Source organism: Halomicrobium sp. IBSBa, assembly GCF_017612575.1.
GTDB lineage: Archaea > Halobacteriota > Halobacteria > Halobacteriales > Haloarculaceae > Halomicrobium.
The window spans coordinates 220,712-236,002 of record NZ_JADPQC010000001.1 but is presented as its reverse complement, the minus strand read 5'-3'; the positions used below and the strand labels follow the sequence as shown (position 1 = coordinate 236,002).

Sequence of the window (15,291 nt, the reverse complement as noted above, 5' to 3'; positions counted from 1 at the left end):
ACCAGCTACCATGAACGAGAACGTGACAGTGCGGGAGGTGATGGAACGCGAGTTCGTCGGCGTGAGCGAATCGGACGGTGTTCTGGAAACGTCGGAACTGCTGCTTCGAGAGGAGGCCGATCTGGCCGTCGTGCTGCGTGGCTCCGAGCCGGTCGGCGTCGTCACCGACAGGGACGTGCTCGCCCACCTCGTCTCCGACGGTGATCCGGCGGCTGCGACGGTCGAAGACGTGATGACCGAGTCCGTCCCGACCGTCGCCGCCGAGGAGACACTGCCGGAGGCGCGCGACCGGATGTCGTCGTGGTCGACCAGCTGGCTCGTCGTCTCCGACGGCGGCGAGCCGGCTGGTATCGTCACGGAACACGACATTCTGGCCACGTCGGCGCTGGGCAGCGAAGCGACCGCCCAGCAGGCGATGGGACAGACGGCGAGTCAGGCGGTAGCCGACGAGGTGGCGACAGTCGGTGCCACCGCGACGGCGGGCCAGACCATCCCCAACGAGCCCTTCGACGACCAGGGCATCTGCGAGCAGTGTGGCTCGCTCGCTCGCAACCTGGCAGCGTTCAACGGCCAGCTCCTCTGTGACGACTGTCGAGACATCTGAATCGACCGTATGGAGATCACCCTCGCGTCGACCGGCCAGGTCGACGACGTTACCGAACTGTGGATCGAGTTGGCCAGGAGCCAGCGCAGCCACGGCTCACACATTCTCCCCGAGGAGAACCGTTCGACGGCACGCGACGCGGTGCTCAGACACACCGTCGCGGACGAACTCGCCGTCGCGGTCGTCGACCGCACCGTCGTCGGCTTCGTGATGTTCACCGTCGAAACCGGCGAGTACCGCCAGGACCGGACCCGCGGCCTGATCAGAAACATCTACGTGCGGCCCGACGACCGGGATCAGGGGATCGGGACGGCACTGCTGGAGGCCGCAGAGTCCGAGCTGGCCGACCGCGACGCCGACTGTGTCACGCTGGAGGCGATGGCCGACAACGACGCGGCCCGCCGATTCTACCGTCGCCACGGCTACGAACCCCACCGCGTCGCCTTCGAAAAGTCGACCGAAAGCGATACCCTCTAAATGGTCCCCGCATAACTACCGCCTGCGCCAGGGGAGCTTGGGTGGTCCAAGCACTCGACTTGTAATCGAGAGTTCGTGGGTTCAAATCCCACCCCTGGCTCCTCCCGGTTTTCACGCGTCGTACGGACGAGCCCAGCACCCCCACACCGTCGGCGAGTCATCGACTCGGAGACGGCATCCAGACAACCAACGCGGTCGCCGGTGCTATCAGAACTTCGCGATGCTCCCGAGCCGGAGCATCGTCGCCTGCCGGTGAGCGTCGGTACTGGCAGGCGCTCACTCAGATACCGCGACAGCGGCCACACGATACAGCGACGACCGGCAGTGTTACTGATGGTCGTTCGTTGACTCGGGCGGGCGGACCACGACCTGGTCGCCGACGCCGTCCACTCGGTCGGCGGGGACGCGGAGGTGTCCGTCGTCGGTCCGCTCCAGTGTCTCCGGGATGTCGTCAGACGGGTCGGTTTCGACGATCAACGTCGCCAGATCACCGGTGTCTATCTCCATCGTCAGGTTGTGAACCACACCGAGTGCTTTGCCGTCGGTGCGGATCACTGGCTTTTCGGGGAGGCTGCTTGCGAGGACCATGCTCGTGTCGTCGGTCTGAACACAATTAAAAATCGCTGATTTCGTTCGCTCCCGACGGCGACCGGTGGTGACAGCGGCCTTCGGAGCGGTCACCGATCGCCGGCGGGTGCGTGATTTAAGTCCGTGCGACCCTCGCAGTCGGATATGGGCGACACGCTGGAGCTGTACACGGGGGATACCGTCACGGTCGAACACGTCAAGCCACTCTCGAACGGCGGAGGTCGCTTCGACGTTACCGCGGAGGACGGCCGGAAGTGGCGCATCGACGTGACGCGCGACGGTGACGTGGACGTGGTGACGACCTGGGAAGACGGCACGCTGGCGAACCTGGACGTGCCAGAGTGGATGGACGACGTGACGGGTCGACTGAGCCGACTGTGACACGGCGCGGACCTTTTTGAGGGAAGACGGATCGACACGGCGACGTGAGCTTCGTACTCGGACGCGAGCGCGGTCTCGACGGCGGCCCGACGGTCAGACTCGGCACCTATCGCGCGAGCGACGGCAGCGGCGTCGGCCCGGTCCACCTCGATCTCGACCGGCCACACGCCGTCACGATCGTGGGCAAGCGAGGATACGGAAAGTCCTACACGCTGGGCGTGATCGCGGAGGGACTCGCGCGCGCTGGCGGGACCGGTCCGGTTCTCGTCGACACGATGGGAGAGTTCGGAACGCTGACGGCCGACGCCAGCGGCGATCCGGTTCCGGCCACCGTCGTCGACGAGCCGCGGGTCGCGCCGTCGTCGCTGTCACCCCGGACGTGGTGTCGGCTGCTGGGGCTGGCCCCCGACAGTGCCGCGGGCAGTCTGCTCTGGCAAGCCGCCAGCGACGGACAGTCGCTCTCGGAGATGCGGGAATCGGTCCGGTCGGCCGACGCGTCGGCGGGCGTGGTCCGGACCGTTCGCAACCACCTCGACGTGGCCGACCGCTGGGACGTGTTCGACCCAGCGGGGCTGACGGCGACGGCCCTCGCCGACGGTGCGGTCACGGTCGTCGACGTGTCGAGGCTGGATTCGGCCCCGGCCAACGCCGTCGTCAGGGCGATCTGTGACCTCCTCTATCGTGGTCGGATCGACGGTCGGATCGAACGGCTCCCCTGGCTGCTCGTCGACGAGGCCCACGCGTTCTTCGACGGCGTCGCCGACCCGGGCCTGCGACAGCTCCTCACGCGCGGGCGAACACCGGGCGTCAGCCTCGTCTGTGCGACACAGCGCCCGAGTGCCGTCCCGGCCGTCGGTATCTCCCAGTCCGACCTGCTCGTGGCCCACCGGCTCACGTCGGGCCGCGACATCGAGGCGCTCACGGCGGCCCAGCCGACGTACCTGACCGGTTCGCTGACAGCGCAACTCCCCACCAGTCCCGGCGAGGTCGTCGTCGTCGACGACACGACCGAGAGCGTCCACGGGGCGACGGTCCGGGAACGCGCGACTCCCCACGCCGGTGACAGCCCGCGAGCCAGCGCGGTGGCGTCGGGCGAGTGACGCGATCTCCGTTCGATCGCTCTACGCTTTTGTGTCTCCGTCCCCAACGGAGAGCCATGAGTGAGAAAACCACCGACGAAACGCCGGCCAACGACGAGGAGTGGCGCGAGATCCTCACGGAGGAGGAGTACCGAGTCCTGCGAGAGGAGGGCACCGAGCCGCGGTTCAGTAGCGACCTGATCGACGTGAAAGACGACGGGCAGTTCCAGTGTGCGGGCTGTGGGACGGCGCTGTTCGACAGCGGGGAGAAGTTCGACTCCGAGACGGGCTGGCCGAGCTTCTGGGACGTGTACGACGAGGGCGCGATCGAGACCCGTCGAGACACCAGCCACGGGATGGACCGCACGGAGGTCGTCTGTGCGAACTGCGAGGGCCACCTCGGCCACGTCTTCGACGACGGTCCCGAACCGACCGGCAAGCGCTACTGCATCAACGGCGCGGCCCTGGAGTTCGAGGCAGACGAGTAGGACCACCGGAACGCTTTTTGCGGTGTTCGCGATTCGTACGTGTAGGTACCAGTGACAGACAGCACGACCGACGCGACCGACGACTCGGCGGCCTCGACAGCAGCCGACCAGCCACTGTTGAAGCCCTCCCTCACGGAGTTCCCGTGGCTCCGTGCGGCCCTCGCGTCGGTCGGGACACTCGTCGTCCAGTACGCCGCGATCGTCGTCGCACTCGCGCTCTCGGGCTCTGCAGTCACCAGAGCGGACTGGTCGCTCTGGACGAAGGCCGTCCAGTACGTCTACGTGGTGTACAGCGCTCACCACGTCCCGATCGCGACGACGGTCTCGCAGGGCGTCCAGGCCGGATCGGGGCTGAACAATCTCCTGTACGGCCAGCCGTTCTTCCCGGCCGTCCTCTTTTTCGCCCTCCCGATCGTCGTGCTCCTCGCTGCCGGGTTCCTCTTCGAGCGCCAGCGAACACCGCCGGTGACGGTCGGAGGCACAGAAGAGAGCGCGATGGTCGCCACTGGATTCGCCATTCCCTACGTCGCCGTCGGGGCGCTCGGCTCGTTCGTCTTCGTCCGGCGGATCACGGGCGAGACCGCACAGGCGGTCTCGGCTCCCGCGCTCCTGTGGACGCTCGTCGCGATGTTCCTGTTCCCGATGGTGTTCGTGGCGATCGGGGCAGCACTCGCCTACGTCTTCTCGACACCCGGTCGGGCGTAGCTCTGCTCGACGAACTCGAGGATCTGTTCGGACTCGGCCATGGTGACGCCGCGGTCCTCGTCGACGAGGACCGGAACGCCGCGCTGGCCCGAGACGCGCTTGACTTCGTTTCGCTGTGAGTGGAGCGCGTCGACCCACACCGAGTCGTACTCGACGTCGAGGTCGGCCAGCCGCTCGGCGACCGACTCGCAGTACGGACAGCCATCGAGCTGGTAGAGTGTGATGCTCATATCCGTCCCTCGGACCGGAGTCAGAAGCCGCTTTCGGCGCGGCTGTCGGCGTTTGGTCGAAAAAATCGGAGCGGCTGGCTTACTCGTAGAGCCAGGTTTCGTCGATGCGCTCCCACTCGACGAGTTCGTCCTCGTCGAAGAAGAGCTCGATCTCTCGCTCGTTCGAGCCCTCGTCCTCGTGGTCGGAACCGTGGATGACGTTCCGTCCGAGGTCGAGTCCGAGATCACCGCGGATCGTTCCGGGTGCGGACTCGGCCGGATCGGTCTCGCCCATCATCGAGCGGACCTGTCGGACGGCGTCCTGTCCTTCCCAGACCATCGCGAAGACCGGACCGGACGTGATGAACTCGACGAGCCCCTCGAAGAACGGCTTGCCCTCGTGCTCGCCGTAGTGTTCCTCGGCGAGGTCTCGGTCGATCTGCATGAACTTCGCGCCGACGAGCTTGAGCCCGCGGTCCTCGAAGCGGCTCACGATGTCACCGATCAGGCCACGCTGCACGCCGTCGGGCTTGACCATGACGAACGTCCGTTCGAGGTCCTCGCTCATGCCTCGGCCTCCTCGGTCTCTTCGTCGTCGGTCTCGGCGGACTCCGCGTCGTCCTCGTCGGCTGCCTCGTCTGCCTCGGCGGACTCGTCTTCGTCGGCGTCCGCTTCGTCTGCCGTCTGCTCGTCCGCTGCTTCGGCGGCTGCCTCGGCCTCGGCTTCGGCGGCCGCTTCCTGCTCTGCAGCGGTGGTCTCGCGACCGGCCTCGGTCCACTCGAGGTTGCGCGCCTCGCGGCCGAGGTCGGCGTTGTTCTCACACTTCGACGAGCAGTAGTGGATCGTCGTTCCGCTCTTTCGGACGAACATCGTCCCAGTACCGGGCTCGATGTCCGCGCCGCAGTAGTCACATTCTCGGGTTCGAGGCATCGTTACTGACCTCCGATCTGGTCGGCCTCACGTGCGGTCTCGCGTAGCTGGAGCACGTCGCCCTCGCGGACGGGACCGAGGACGTTTCGGGTGATGATCCGACCCTGGTTCGAGCCCTCGCGGATGCGGCACTTGACCTGCATGGCCTCGCCGTGCATCCCCGTACGGCCCACGACCTCGATGACCTCGGCCGGCGTGGAGCCACTGTCTTCGGATTCCTCAGCACTCATCCTCGGTCACCTCACCGAAGTTCCTCGACCTTGCTGGCAATGTCCTCGACGTCGTCTTCCGCCTCACCGGCGTCGACGACTGCCGCGGCGGCACTGCCGACCTGGAGGCCGGCGGCGTGGCCGAGGTCACTCTGCTCGGCGACGAAGACGAACGGCACGTCTTTCTCGTCGGCGAGTTCCGGGATGTGCATGACGATCTCCTCGGGCTGAACGTCCTCGGCGACGAGGACGAGTGCGGCGTTGCCGCGCTCGATTGCCTTGGTCGTCTCGTTCGTTCCTTTCTTGACACTTCCTGTGTCCCGCGCGACCTCGAGCGCCTCGAGGGCGTCGTCTGCGAGGTCTGCAGGGACGTCGAAATCTACGTATACTGGCATTGATGGATCACCTCCTGCACGCGGGCTCGCGCTCCCCCGCCGGGATAGTCCTGAGAAGGCTGGGAGCATCATCAACCCGGTGCAGGCTGTACCCGTGACTGCGACACGAGCCCTAAAAGGGGTTTCGAAGCCGAAATCCCGTGGCAGGCCGCCACACGGTCGCTGGCCGGGGATCGCTTCGGTCGTCTGGCCCGTCCGAGAGGACCGTCAGGCCCATACTCGCGGCCGGAACAGTGTCGGTATGGAACTGGCGGCACGGCTCCGTGCGGAAGCACAGCGCGCCGACGAGCGGCGCGTCCTCGTTCTCACCGGCACGCCGTCGGCCACCCGCGACGCGGCGGGCGACGCGCTCGACGCGGCAGGCGTGAGCAGCGAGGCGCTCACGGTCGTCGGTCCGGCCGACGGTCTCCCCGGCGAACATCTCGATACGGTCCACGCTGGCGAGCTACTGGGCCGGACCCGCAGCGCCGTCGTGCTGGACTGTCACGAGGCCTGTCGGCCCAACGCGCTCGGAGCGGCCGTCGGTGCCGTCGACGGTGGGGGACTCTTGCTCGTGCTCGCGCCCTCGCTGGCGGACTGGCCCGACAGACGCGACGCGTTCGACGAGCGCCTCGCCGTTCCGCCCGCGACCGTCGAAGACGTGGCGGGGCAGTTCCGGACGCGACTGGTCGAGACGCTCCGGGCACACCCCGGTATCGCCATCGTCGACGCCGACAGCGGGACGATCGAGCGGTCGGGGCTCACCGACCCCGCTCCGCGCGTGCCCAGAGGCCGGCCCGCCCCGCCCGACGACCACGACTTCCCGCGGGCGGTCTACGACGCCTGCCTGACCGACGATCAGGTCGCGGCCGTGCGCGGGTTCGAGCCACTGGCCGACCCGGGCAACGCGCTCGTCGTCGAAGCCGACCGCGGCCGGGGGAAGTCCAGCGCCGCCGGCCTGGCCGCGGGGGCGCTGGCACGGGACGGGCTCGACGTGCTCGTGACCGCGCCCCAGTACCGGAGCGCGCGCGAGGTGTTCGACCGGGCCGGCGAGCGACTCTCGGCGATGGACGCACTCCGGGGACGCGACGACCCCGAGACGCCCCACGAACTCCGGACGGCCGATGGACGGGTTCGCTACGCCGACCCGACGGCGGCCGCGACGGCGACCGACGAGGCCGACCTCGTGATCGTCGACGAGGCCGCTGCGCTCCCGGTTCGGGTCCTCGAACGGTTCCTCGACGCGCCCTCGGTCGCGTTCACCACGACGGTCCACGGCTACGAGGGGGCCGGCCGGGGCTTCTCGGTCCGGTTCCGGTCGCGGCTGGCCGACAGCGACTTCGCGGTGTGCGAGCGCCGACTGACCGAGCCGATCCGCTACGCGCCCGGCGATCCCGTCGAGTCGTGGGTCTTCCGTGCGCTGTTGCTCGGCGCGCGGCCGGCCGTCGAGCAGGTGGTCGCCGACGCGACCCTCGACAGCGTCGACTACGAGCAGTGTGGCTCCCGGCGCTTGCTCGACGACGAGCACCTGCTGCGGGAGGTCTTCGGGCTGCTCGTCCTCGCTCACTACCGAACGGAGCCCGACGACCTCGCGCGACTGCTCGACGCGCCCAACGTCGGCGTCCGGGTGCTCACCCACGACGGACACGTCGTCTCGGTCGCCCTGCTGGCCCGCGAGGGCGATTTGCCGGCGACGCTTCGGGCGGAGATGTACGAGGGCGGACGGGTCCGTGGCAACATGATCCCCGACGTGTTGACGACGCAGTTGCGCGACGAAGCCGCCGGTGTCCCGGTCGGTCAGCGCGTCCTCCGGATCGCGACACACCCGGCGGTGCGCTCCCGCGGACTCGGCTCGCGACTGCTCGACGAGATCGCAGACGAGTTCGCGGACGCGGTCGACTGGCTCGGCGTCGGGTACGGTGCGACGCCCGAACTCGTCGATTTCTGGGCGGACAGCGGCTACCGGAGCGTCCACTGCTCGACGACGCGCAACGACCGGAGCGGGGAGTACTCGGCGATCATGCTCCGGCCCTGCTCGACGGCGGGGGAGGCACTGGCCGACCGCCACGCCTCGTGGTTCCGCGACCGGATCGCCGGCGTCCTCTCGGACCCGCTCGACGACCTCGATCCCGACGTGGCCCGCACCGTGCTCCGCGCTGTCGACGGGACGCCCGAGATCGACCTCTCGGAACCAGAACGCAGGCTCGTCGCGGGCATCCCCGGCGGTGCGGGGGTCTTCGACACCGCGCCCGAGCCGGTTCGTCGACTCGCGCTCGCCCACCTCGTCGCGCCCGCCGAACCCGACGCGCTCACCGACGACCAGGAACGACTCCTCGTCCGGAAGGCGCTACAGGGCCACGACTGGGACCGCGTCGCCGACGAACTGGGATTCGTCTCGACGGCCGAGTGTATGCGCGCGCTGGGCCGGACCGTCGAAAGATTGGTACGGCTGTACGGCGACGATGCACTCACGGAGGAACTCGACCGCCACACATGATCGATCTCCTGGTCCTCGCTCTCGCCTTCGTCTTGCTCGTCGTGGGCGTCGTCGGTAGCGTCGTCCCGCAGATGCCCGGCGCGCCGTTCTCCATCGCAGGCGTCCTCGTCTACTGGTGGCACACCGGCTTCAGCGAGCCCGGCACGCTGTTGCTCGCGGTCCTGCTCGCGGTCGGGCTGGCGACGCTGGCGATCGACTGGCTGGGCGGGGCGGTCGCGGCGAAGGTCGGCGGGGCCTCGACCACGACGGCCGTGATCGCCAGTCTCGTCGGCGTCGTCCTCTTTTTCGTCTCGGGCGGCCCACTGGGCATGATCCTCGGGATGACCCTGACGGTCTTCGTCGTCGAGTACTACCGCCAGCAGGACGCACGCGCCGGTGCGAAGGCGGCGCTCGTGACGACGCTGGGCATCCTCAGCTCGTCGGTGATGCAGGCCGTGCTGACGGGTGCGATGCTGGTGACGATGGTCGTCGTCGCGCTGTGAGCGAGAACGCCTATCACCCGTCGACGCCAACCCTCTCGCATGCAGTGTGGCGAAGACGACTGCCGACGGCGAGCGGCGGTGGAGCTACACGTCCCCTGGCGAGCGAACCTCGTCGTCTGTCCGGCCCACGCCAGGGTGTGGGCACAGCGAGACGGCGTCGTCCCGGTACCGATCGAGGGCGAAGCGGACCGCTGGCCCTAGAGTAGCCATTGAAATTCAATGCACACCCGATCGCACGACAGCAGTGCGATCGGTGTGTAAATCGTTTCAATTGTTACTATAGAGCCCCTTCGCCATCATCACCTCGTCGATGTAGTCGCCGTCGAGCTTGTAGTGGTCCGCGCGGACGGCCTCAGTCTCCCAGCCGTGGGCGTCGAGGAACGCGATCGCTTCTTCGTTCGTCGAGGGAATGGAGTTGTAGATCTTCTCGTAGCCGTGTTTGGCGGCCCACTCCAGCCCGCGCTCTAGCAGATGGCTCCCGATTCCGAGGCCGCGGTACTGTTCGAGGACGCCGAGGGTCAACTCCGCGGTGTGACTGAGCTTGTCGAGCTCTGGATGTTTGAGGTGGACCCAGCCGACGACCTCGTCTTCCACGCAGGCGACGAAGAAGATCCGCGATTCGAGTTCGTTGTGCCGCAGGAGGACGCCCTCGCTGTCGACGACATCGGCTACAGTCTCGGCGTCGACGTAGGTCTTGCCACCGATGGCCTGACGGATCGCACCGACGAGCCCGGTCAGGTCCTCCTGGCGGGCCTGTCGGATCGTGAACGACACGTCGTCGGCCGTGAACTCCTCTTCGGCGCTGTCTTCGTAGGCGACTCGCAGCGCTCCGTCGATCACTTCGAGCGTTCCGTTGCGCTTGAGGATCGCGACGTGGTGGCCGAACGGTCGCGGCTCCATCCCCAGCGAGCGCCGCAGCTCCTCGGGCTCGACCGAGCCGTGGCGCTCGACGTACTCGTAGATGGCCTTTCGGTCCTCGTGGTCGAACTGCAGCGGCTCTGTCAGTTCCATGTGGGTTGGTACCACTCCACTATACTTAATGGTTTATCACTTTTGGAGTGAAGACTCCGTACGGCGTCAGAGAGCGACTGAGAACCGCGTTTTACCGTTCTGGTACGTCGGTGAGCAACTGGGCAACGTCGCGGATGTTGTGTGTCTCGACGAGTAACTCGGCGGCCGCACGGACGCTGTAGTCGGGATCGACCGTCACGCCGTAGCAGGCCGCGTAGGCCGCCAGCCAGTCGTCGACCGCACCCTGGAGGCGGTCGAACTCCGCCGTCGTGAGCCGCGCGATCGACTCGCCGGTGCGGGCCTCACAGTACAGGGCCACGGTCGGCCCCAGCCCCTCGCGGAGCAGCGCCATCGCTCGCTCGTCGTCCGGCGGGTCGGGATCGACTGTCTCCCGCGCCACTGTGGCCTCGTCGGCCAGTCGCTCGATTCGGTCCGCGTACGCCGTCGCGTCCGACATCGTCGGTCTATCCCTCCCGGTACTCGACGCCCTTCCCACCGTCGGGGTGTTCCCAGTGGGTGTCGGCGACGACGGCGCAGGTGCCACACTCGACGCAGGGCTGGGTGTCGAGGCTGACGACGTGGGCCTCGTGGCCGTCGGTCTGGACGTACTCGTCGCGGTAACAGCCCCCGCCGAAGTCCGCCGCGCTCACCGGGCAGGCCGTCACGGCCGTCCCCGACGCGTCGAAGTCGTTGTCGATCAGTTCGATGTGCGGATCGCCAACGTCGTAGGTCAGATCCCCGATCCGATCGTCGAGTGCCGGCGGCTGGACGCGGTTCTCGTCGGTGACCGGCTCGCCGAGCTCCTCGGCGATGATCGTCGGAATCGTCACGTAGGGAGTCCGCGTGTCTGGCATCATCGCCATCAGTCTGGGCGAGGCAAAGAGCCGTTCCAGCACGTCCTCGCCAAGAGCGGAGACCGCGAAGCGCCCGACCGGCGAGTCCGCGACGGTGTCGATCAGCGACGCCACGGGACCGAGCTCGCCGAGTCGACCGACCGTCCTGTAGCTCGTCGGACGGAGTTTGTCCATCACGCCCTCGCGGTGCAGCTTTCCCTCGTACAGTTCGCCCGCGTCGTGAGGGTCGCCCCGAGACTTCGCGGTCGCGAACGCCTCGGCCGCGAGCGCGCCAGCGGTGACGGCGTGGTTCATTCCCTTGATGATCGGTCCCTGGGCCTGCATCTGGCCGGCGGCGTCGCCGACGAGGACGAGCCTGTCCTTGTGGGGAGAGGGGTGGGCCGCCTTCTTGGAGTCGGGGACGAGCTTGGCGGCGTACTCGCGTTCCTCGTACTCGTCGCCGAGCCACTGGGCCAGCAGTGGGTGCGTGAGGAGGTTGTCGAGCAGTTCGTGGGGCTCGGCCCGCTCGTCGGCGATGGAGTCGAGGTGGAAGACGGTCCCGATCGACAGGGAGTCCTCGTTGGTGTAGAGGAAGCCGCCACCGCGGACGCCGTCGAACAGGTCGCCGGAGAACAGGTGGGCGACGCCCTCGTCCTCGTCGATATCGAACCGCTCGTCGATGACCTCCGGCGGCATGTCGACGACGGCCTTGACCCCCTGGAACCACTCTTCGGGCTCCTCCCAGTCCATCAGCCCGGCGTCGCGGGCCAGCTCCGAGTTGACGCCGTCGGCGGCGACGACCAGATCCGCCTCGATCGGATCGAGTTCGGCCGTCTCGACGCCGACGATCTCGCCACGATCTCGCAACAGTCCCGTGACCCGCACGTCAGTCAGCAGTCCGCCGCCGGTCTCGCGGGTCATCTCGTGGACGCGCTCGCCGAGCCACGAGTCCATCTTCCGCCGGAGCACGGCGTCGGCCCACGCGGTGTCGTGGTGGTGGAGCTTCGAGATGTCGAAGCTCTTGACGCGGTCGCCAGCGACGTTGTGGATGTAGTTCTCCGTCGCCGGCCGTTCGGTCGCCTCCTCGCGGAAGTCGGGGAACAGCTCGTCGATGGTGTAGGGCGCGGACTGTTCGGCGTAGACGAGCCCGCCCGAGACGTTCTTCGCGCCCGCGTCGGTCCCGCGTTCGAGGACGAGCGTCTCGATGCCGTTGTTCGCGAGCGTCGCCGCCGCCGCCGCGCCGCCGGGGCCACAGCCGACCACGACGGCCTCGTAGTGTTCGTGCTCAGTCATCGCTGACCTCCTGCATCGCCGTCGCCAGTTCGCCCGACTCCAGCGCCTCGGTGAGTCGGGGCAGCACCTCGAACAGATCTCCCTCCACGAAGTAATCCGAGAACTCCCTGATGTCGGCCTCGGGGTCCGTGTTGACCGCGACGATCGTGTCCGACTCGTCCATCCCGACCTTGTGCTGGATCGCCCCGGAGATGCCCGCGGCCACGTACACGTCGGGCTCGACGACCTGGCCGGACTCGCCGATCTGTCGGTCTTCGCCGACGTACTGCTCGACGTGACCGTCGAAGCTGTACGACGACGTGATCACGCCACGGGAGAGTCCGAACGCGGCGTCTTCGAAGGCGTCGACCAGCTCCAGACCGAGTTCGATCCCGCGGGTCGGATCGTCGCCGATCCCTCGACCCATCGCCACGACCACCTCGTGACCGGTCAGATCGACGCCGTCGTCGAGCTGGTCGTACTCCGTGACCGCGACCGAGAACCACGACTCGTCCAGTTGCATGTCGTGTTCGACGACCTCGCCCTCGCGCTCGGGATCGGGGTCGGGCACCGCGAAGCTCCCTGGAATGACCGATCCCCCCTGCGGGTGGAAGTCTCGGTGGGGCTTGTCGATACAGAGGATCGTGGAGTACTCGAACCCCGAGAAGTCCGGTCGCTTCATGTGCAGGATGCGCTCGAACTCCTTGCTGTCGCCGGCCTGTCCCGTCTTGGCGGGGTTGGAGATCATAGCGTCCTCGATGTACAGCCCCGAGCAGTCCGAGGCCAGCCCGGAGTCGAGTTCGCCCTGGACGAGCGCCGAGAGATCTCGGCCGTTGTGCGTCGCCGGGAACAGCGTGTACCGGGGCTCGTGGTAGTCGCGGAACGCGAACGCACTGTCTCGGCACATGTGACAGAAGATCTCGGTGTAGGGCTGGTGCCGGAAGCGACCGAGGCGCTCGTCCTCGTGGTAGACGACTCTGTCTGCGCCGTACGCGATCGCCTCGTCCGCCAGTTCGCCCACGCCGTCGCCGATCAGGACTGCCACCACCTCCTCCGGAGCGCCGTCCTCGTCGCCGCCGTAGTCCTGGGTCGGAGCTTCGTCGTCCGCCTCGTCGGTCGCTTCGCCGTTGTACTGGTCCATCATCCGCCGGGCCTTGCCCAGCATCTCGCGAGACACGTCGATCAGTTCGCCCTGCTGGGTTTCACAGTAGACCCACATGTCGCGGTAGGTCCCGTCGACGGTGCCCTCGACCCACCGCTTCTCGCTGGTCGGGTGGTCCAGCTCCGGGTACTTCTCCTCTGGCGGGACGTACGCCGGACCGTCGCCGTCCTCCTCTTCGCTGCCCTCGATCGACTCGATTCGGCTCTCGATCCGGCTCTTTGCCGTCTTCCGGTCTTCGCCCGCTCGCTCTCGTTCGAGTAACGCCCGTAACACGTCCGCGTCGTCCACGTCACGAACGAGGTTCGCCACGTCTGCGACGGTCATCTCCGAGAGGTCGACGGCAGTCGGATCGACCGCCTCGTCCGCCGCGGTGAGTTTCTCCAGGCGATCCTCCAGCAGGGTCACGACGGCCGTCCGGTCCTCGCCCGACGCCTCCAGATCGAGCATCGCCTCGATCTGGTCGGGGTCGTCGACGTCTTTGATCTTCGGACCGAGTGCTGCGATCTCGTGGTCGGTGGGGTCGATCTCCGGCACGGTCAGTCACCTGCCGCGTACGCCGCGAGTTCGTCGTAGACCTGTTCCATCCCCACGTCGTCCTCGACGCCGTCGACCACCGTCGCCTCGCGCTCGGCGGGCGCTTTCGGGATCGGGTCGACGCCCGCGACGATCGTCGGCGAGCCGTCCAGCCCGATGTAGTCCGGATCGAGGTTCAGATCCTCGTGATCCCAGACGGTCACGTCCTCGTCCAGATCGAGGTTCGCGGCTCGCTCCTGAGTCGCTGCCCGGAGGTCCTTCCACCGGAGTCGATGGGTCGCCTTCCGGTAGGTGGGCTCGAACTCCGGGTCGGCGACGACGAACGCCGGGAGATCGGTCTCGACGGTCTCGATCTCGCTTACGTCGCCCTCGACGAGTCGCTTCGCGCGAAGGCTCCCTTCGTCCTCGTCGATATCGAGGGCCACGACGTGGGTAATCGTCGGCATCTCCAGGCACCAGGCGGTCTGGGGTCCGGTGTGGCCGGTCTCCCCGTCGGCGGTCTTGAAGCCCGCGAAGATCAGGTCGGGCTCCGCGTCGAGTTTCTCGATCCCGGTGGCGACGGTCATCGCCGTCGCCCAGGTGTCTGCCGCCCCCATCTCTCGATCGGAGAGCAGGTAGAGGTCGTCGGCGTACACATCCGCCATCCCCTCCTGCAGGACCTCTCTGTAGCCGGGCGGTCCCATGCTCAGCAGCGACACCGTGCCGCCGTTGCGGACCTTCGTCTGGAGTGCGGCCCGCAGCGCGTGCTTGTCGTTCGGATTCATCACCGTCGGCGTCTTCCCCCGTTCGAGGTGGCCGTCCTCGTCGAAGGACACCTGTCCCTCCCGGAAGTCGGGGACGCCTTTCGTCAGTACGACCGTGTGCATTGCTCTCTGTTACCTCGTGTGTTGTTCTCACCCACGGGACTGTAATAGTAGTTTGTGCTGGATATTCTCCTGACACGAGGTCGGCGAACCGCCGCGGTGCTGTCGGGCGGTGAAAACGCAGTCATACTACCGGCTGTACATCTGTGACCGATTTCGCCACCCCGGGGTGGCGAAGCTCTTCACGAAGTGACAGCCGCCAGTATCAGAAAGAGACGGTCAGATGCGACCGGCCCGACCCGGATCCACGTCGATGGCGTCGACGGGACAGACGTCGACACAGAGCATGCAGTCGATACACTGGTCCTCGTGGGCCGGATCTGCCTTGATCTCGCTCTCGGGGTGGTCCGGCGTGTCGACCCACTCGAACACGTCGACCGGACAGTCCTCCAGACAGGCACCGTCGGCGATACAGATGTCGAAGTCGACGGCGACGTGCGTTCCGTGGATGCCAAGCGTCTCGGGCTCCTCGACCGGCCCCCACACCGAGTGGCCCTCGTGGTCCTCGGCGATGTCGCGGTTCTCCTCGAACTCGGGATCGATAGCCATTGGTACCTACATACTCCGCTGGCACGCACTTAAGCCTTTGATAC

The 15,291-nt window shown here is 67.4% G+C and carries 21 protein-coding genes and 1 tRNA gene; 10 read left to right on the top strand and 12 right to left on the bottom strand.

All coding sequences use genetic code 11. The annotated features are described in order from the left end of the window. Positions 1-10 precede the first annotated feature (10 nt). The 3 genes from IL252_RS01280 (at position 11) to IL252_RS01270 (ending at position 1,181) form a co-directional block, all read left to right on the top strand. On the top strand, positions 11-604 hold the full coding sequence (locus IL252_RS01280) for a CBS domain-containing protein (protein WP_208626076.1): 594 nt from the start codon (positions 11-13) through the stop codon (positions 602-604). Between the two features lie 9 nt (positions 605-613). Then, positions 614-1,081: an N-acetyltransferase gene (locus IL252_RS01275; RefSeq protein ID WP_208626073.1), complete on the top strand. Its 468-nt coding sequence runs from the start codon at positions 614-616 to the stop codon at positions 1,079-1,081. Between the two features lie 26 nt (positions 1,082-1,107). Further along, a tRNA-Thr gene (locus IL252_RS01270) sits at positions 1,108-1,181 on the top strand. 227 nt (positions 1,182-1,408) lie between these two features. Here the strand turns inward: IL252_RS01270 and IL252_RS01265 are convergent. Beyond that, positions 1,409-1,669 (bottom strand): PRC-barrel domain-containing protein, encoded by a 261-nt coding sequence (locus IL252_RS01265; protein WP_208626071.1) that lies wholly within the window; start codon positions 1,667-1,669, stop codon positions 1,409-1,411. A gap of 144 nt (positions 1,670-1,813) precedes the next feature. On the opposite strand from IL252_RS01265, the gene IL252_RS01260 reads away from it, so the two are divergent. Genes IL252_RS01260 through IL252_RS01245 form a run of 4 tightly spaced genes read left to right on the top strand, consistent with a single transcriptional unit; the run spans position 1,814 to position 4,322 of the window. Beyond that, on the top strand, positions 1,814-2,050 hold the full coding sequence (locus IL252_RS01260) for a hypothetical protein (protein ID WP_015763577.1): 237 nt from the start codon (positions 1,814-1,816) through the stop codon (positions 2,048-2,050). Between the two features lie 44 nt (positions 2,051-2,094). Then, the gene (locus tag IL252_RS01255; RefSeq protein ID WP_208626068.1) at positions 2,095-3,150 is read left to right on the top strand and encodes an ATP-binding protein; all 1,056 of its coding nucleotides are present in this window, start codon (positions 2,095-2,097) and stop codon (positions 3,148-3,150) included. Positions 3,151-3,206: 56 nt separating this feature from the next. Then, complete coding sequence (gene msrB / locus IL252_RS01250) at positions 3,207-3,617, top strand: peptide-methionine (R)-S-oxide reductase MsrB (protein WP_208626065.1); 411 nt, start codon at positions 3,207-3,209, stop codon at positions 3,615-3,617. Positions 3,618-3,668: 51 nt separating this feature from the next. After that, positions 3,669-4,322 carry a hypothetical protein gene (locus IL252_RS01245; RefSeq protein WP_208626064.1) on the top strand — a complete coding sequence of 218 codons (654 nt, stop codon included), beginning with the start codon at positions 3,669-3,671 and terminating at the stop codon, positions 4,320-4,322. On the opposite strand, the gene IL252_RS01240 is transcribed toward IL252_RS01245, so the two are convergent. The 5 genes from IL252_RS01240 to rpl7ae form a co-directional block, all read right to left on the bottom strand. After that, positions 4,292-4,552: a glutaredoxin gene (locus IL252_RS01240; protein WP_208626061.1), complete on the bottom strand. Its 261-nt coding sequence runs from the start codon at positions 4,550-4,552 to the stop codon at positions 4,292-4,294. The two genes, IL252_RS01245 and IL252_RS01240, sit on opposite strands and share 31 nt — an antisense overlap. Before the next feature lie 79 nt (positions 4,553-4,631). After that, positions 4,632-5,099 (bottom strand): nucleoside-diphosphate kinase, encoded by a 468-nt coding sequence (ndk, locus tag IL252_RS01235; RefSeq protein ID WP_170094582.1) that lies wholly within the window; start codon positions 5,097-5,099, stop codon positions 4,632-4,634. Continuing rightward, entirely contained in the window at positions 5,096-5,461 is a 366-nt protein-coding gene (locus IL252_RS01230) for a 50S ribosomal protein L24e (protein ID WP_208626058.1), read from the bottom strand. The genes ndk and IL252_RS01230 overlap by 4 nt, the downstream gene beginning before the upstream one ends. Before the next feature lie 2 nt (positions 5,462-5,463). Continuing rightward, positions 5,464-5,691 carry a 30S ribosomal protein S28e gene (locus IL252_RS01225; protein ID WP_015763570.1) on the bottom strand — a complete coding sequence of 76 codons (228 nt, stop codon included), beginning with the start codon at positions 5,689-5,691 and terminating at the stop codon, positions 5,464-5,466. Positions 5,692-5,702: 11 nt separating this feature from the next. After that, positions 5,703-6,065: a 50S ribosomal protein L7Ae gene (gene rpl7ae / locus IL252_RS01220; protein ID WP_015763569.1), complete on the bottom strand. Its 363-nt coding sequence runs from the start codon at positions 6,063-6,065 to the stop codon at positions 5,703-5,705. A 241-nt stretch (positions 6,066-6,306) separates the two neighbouring features. Here rpl7ae and tmcA point away from each other — a divergent pair, with 241 nt between their 5' ends. From tmcA to IL252_RS01205, 3 genes are read left to right on the top strand one after another with little or no spacing between them, the layout of a single operon-like run. Next, the gene (gene tmcA, locus IL252_RS01215; protein WP_208626055.1) at positions 6,307-8,541 is read left to right on the top strand and encodes a tRNA(Met) cytidine acetyltransferase TmcA; all 2,235 of its coding nucleotides are present in this window, start codon (positions 6,307-6,309) and stop codon (positions 8,539-8,541) included. Further along, positions 8,538-9,023: a DUF456 domain-containing protein gene (locus tag IL252_RS01210; RefSeq protein ID WP_208626052.1), complete on the top strand. Its 486-nt coding sequence runs from the start codon at positions 8,538-8,540 to the stop codon at positions 9,021-9,023. Before tmcA ends, IL252_RS01210 begins: the two co-directional genes overlap by 4 nt. Positions 9,024-9,062: 39 nt before the next feature. Next, a complete protein-coding gene (locus IL252_RS01205) occupies positions 9,063-9,224 on the top strand; it encodes a hypothetical protein (protein ID WP_208626051.1) in 162 nt (53 codons plus the stop codon). 66 nt (positions 9,225-9,290) lie between these two features. Here IL252_RS01205 and IL252_RS01200 read toward each other — a convergent pair whose 3' ends face one another. From IL252_RS01200 to IL252_RS01175, 6 genes are all read right to left on the bottom strand, one after another. Then, the gene (locus IL252_RS01200) at positions 9,291-10,034 is read right to left on the bottom strand and encodes a GNAT family N-acetyltransferase (RefSeq protein WP_208626048.1); all 744 of its coding nucleotides are present in this window, start codon (positions 10,032-10,034) and stop codon (positions 9,291-9,293) included. Between the two features lie 91 nt (positions 10,035-10,125). Further along, a complete protein-coding gene (locus tag IL252_RS01195; protein WP_244256691.1) occupies positions 10,126-10,491 on the bottom strand; it encodes a hypothetical protein in 366 nt (121 codons plus the stop codon). A gap of 7 nt (positions 10,492-10,498) precedes the next feature. After that, positions 10,499-12,160, bottom strand: a complete 1,662-nt coding sequence (locus IL252_RS01190) for an FAD-dependent monooxygenase (protein WP_208626045.1) — start codon at positions 12,158-12,160, stop codon at positions 10,499-10,501. Continuing rightward, positions 12,153-13,835 (bottom strand): electron transfer flavoprotein subunit alpha/FixB family protein, encoded by a 1,683-nt coding sequence (locus tag IL252_RS01185; protein WP_208626043.1) that lies wholly within the window; start codon positions 13,833-13,835, stop codon positions 12,153-12,155. The genes IL252_RS01190 and IL252_RS01185 overlap by 8 nt, the downstream gene beginning before the upstream one ends. Positions 13,836-13,837: 2 nt before the next feature. Then, positions 13,838-14,701 (bottom strand): electron transfer flavoprotein subunit beta/FixA family protein, encoded by an 864-nt coding sequence (locus IL252_RS01180; protein ID WP_208626040.1) that lies wholly within the window; start codon positions 14,699-14,701, stop codon positions 13,838-13,840. Between the two features lie 216 nt (positions 14,702-14,917). Beyond that, positions 14,918-15,247, bottom strand: coding sequence for a ferredoxin family protein (locus tag IL252_RS01175; RefSeq protein WP_015763560.1), 330 nt, complete (start codon positions 15,245-15,247; stop codon positions 14,918-14,920). Between the last annotated feature and the right edge of the window lie 44 nt (positions 15,248-15,291).

Excerpts from the sequence above, each read along its gene's own strand:
- IL252_RS01280 (WP_208626076.1), top strand. The coding sequence starts at position 11 with ATGAACGAGAACGTGACAGTGCGGGAGGTGATGGAACGCGAGTTCGTC.
- IL252_RS01275 (WP_208626073.1), top strand. The coding sequence starts at position 614 with ATGGAGATCACCCTCGCGTCGACCGGCCAGGTCGACGACGTTACCGAA.
- IL252_RS01265 (WP_208626071.1), bottom strand. The coding sequence starts at position 1,669 with ATGGTCCTCGCAAGCAGCCTCCCCGAAAAGCCAGTGATCCGCACCGAC.
- IL252_RS01260 (WP_015763577.1), top strand. The coding sequence starts at position 1,814 with ATGGGCGACACGCTGGAGCTGTACACGGGGGATACCGTCACGGTCGAA.
- msrB (WP_208626065.1), top strand. The coding sequence starts at position 3,207 with ATGAGTGAGAAAACCACCGACGAAACGCCGGCCAACGACGAGGAGTGG.
- IL252_RS01240 (WP_208626061.1), bottom strand. The coding sequence starts at position 4,552 with ATGAGCATCACACTCTACCAGCTCGATGGCTGTCCGTACTGCGAGTCG.
- ndk (WP_170094582.1), bottom strand. The coding sequence starts at position 5,099 with ATGAGCGAGGACCTCGAACGGACGTTCGTCATGGTCAAGCCCGACGGC.
- IL252_RS01230 (WP_208626058.1), bottom strand. The coding sequence starts at position 5,461 with ATGCCTCGAACCCGAGAATGTGACTACTGCGGCGCGGACATCGAGCCC.
- IL252_RS01225 (WP_015763570.1), bottom strand. The coding sequence starts at position 5,691 with ATGAGTGCTGAGGAATCCGAAGACAGTGGCTCCACGCCGGCCGAGGTC.
- rpl7ae (WP_015763569.1), bottom strand. The coding sequence starts at position 6,065 with ATGCCAGTATACGTAGATTTCGACGTCCCTGCAGACCTCGCAGACGAC.
- tmcA (WP_208626055.1), top strand. The coding sequence starts at position 6,307 with ATGGAACTGGCGGCACGGCTCCGTGCGGAAGCACAGCGCGCCGACGAG.
- IL252_RS01210 (WP_208626052.1), top strand. The coding sequence starts at position 8,538 with ATGATCGATCTCCTGGTCCTCGCTCTCGCCTTCGTCTTGCTCGTCGTG.
- IL252_RS01205 (WP_208626051.1), top strand. The coding sequence starts at position 9,063 with ATGCAGTGTGGCGAAGACGACTGCCGACGGCGAGCGGCGGTGGAGCTA.
- IL252_RS01200 (WP_208626048.1), bottom strand. The coding sequence starts at position 10,034 with ATGGAACTGACAGAGCCGCTGCAGTTCGACCACGAGGACCGAAAGGCC.
- IL252_RS01195 (WP_244256691.1), bottom strand. The coding sequence starts at position 10,491 with ATGTCGGACGCGACGGCGTACGCGGACCGAATCGAGCGACTGGCCGAC.
- IL252_RS01190 (WP_208626045.1), bottom strand. The coding sequence starts at position 12,160 with ATGACTGAGCACGAACACTACGAGGCCGTCGTGGTCGGCTGTGGCCCC.
- IL252_RS01180 (WP_208626040.1), bottom strand. The coding sequence starts at position 14,701 with ATGCACACGGTCGTACTGACGAAAGGCGTCCCCGACTTCCGGGAGGGA.
- IL252_RS01175 (WP_015763560.1), bottom strand. The coding sequence starts at position 15,247 with ATGGCTATCGATCCCGAGTTCGAGGAGAACCGCGACATCGCCGAGGAC.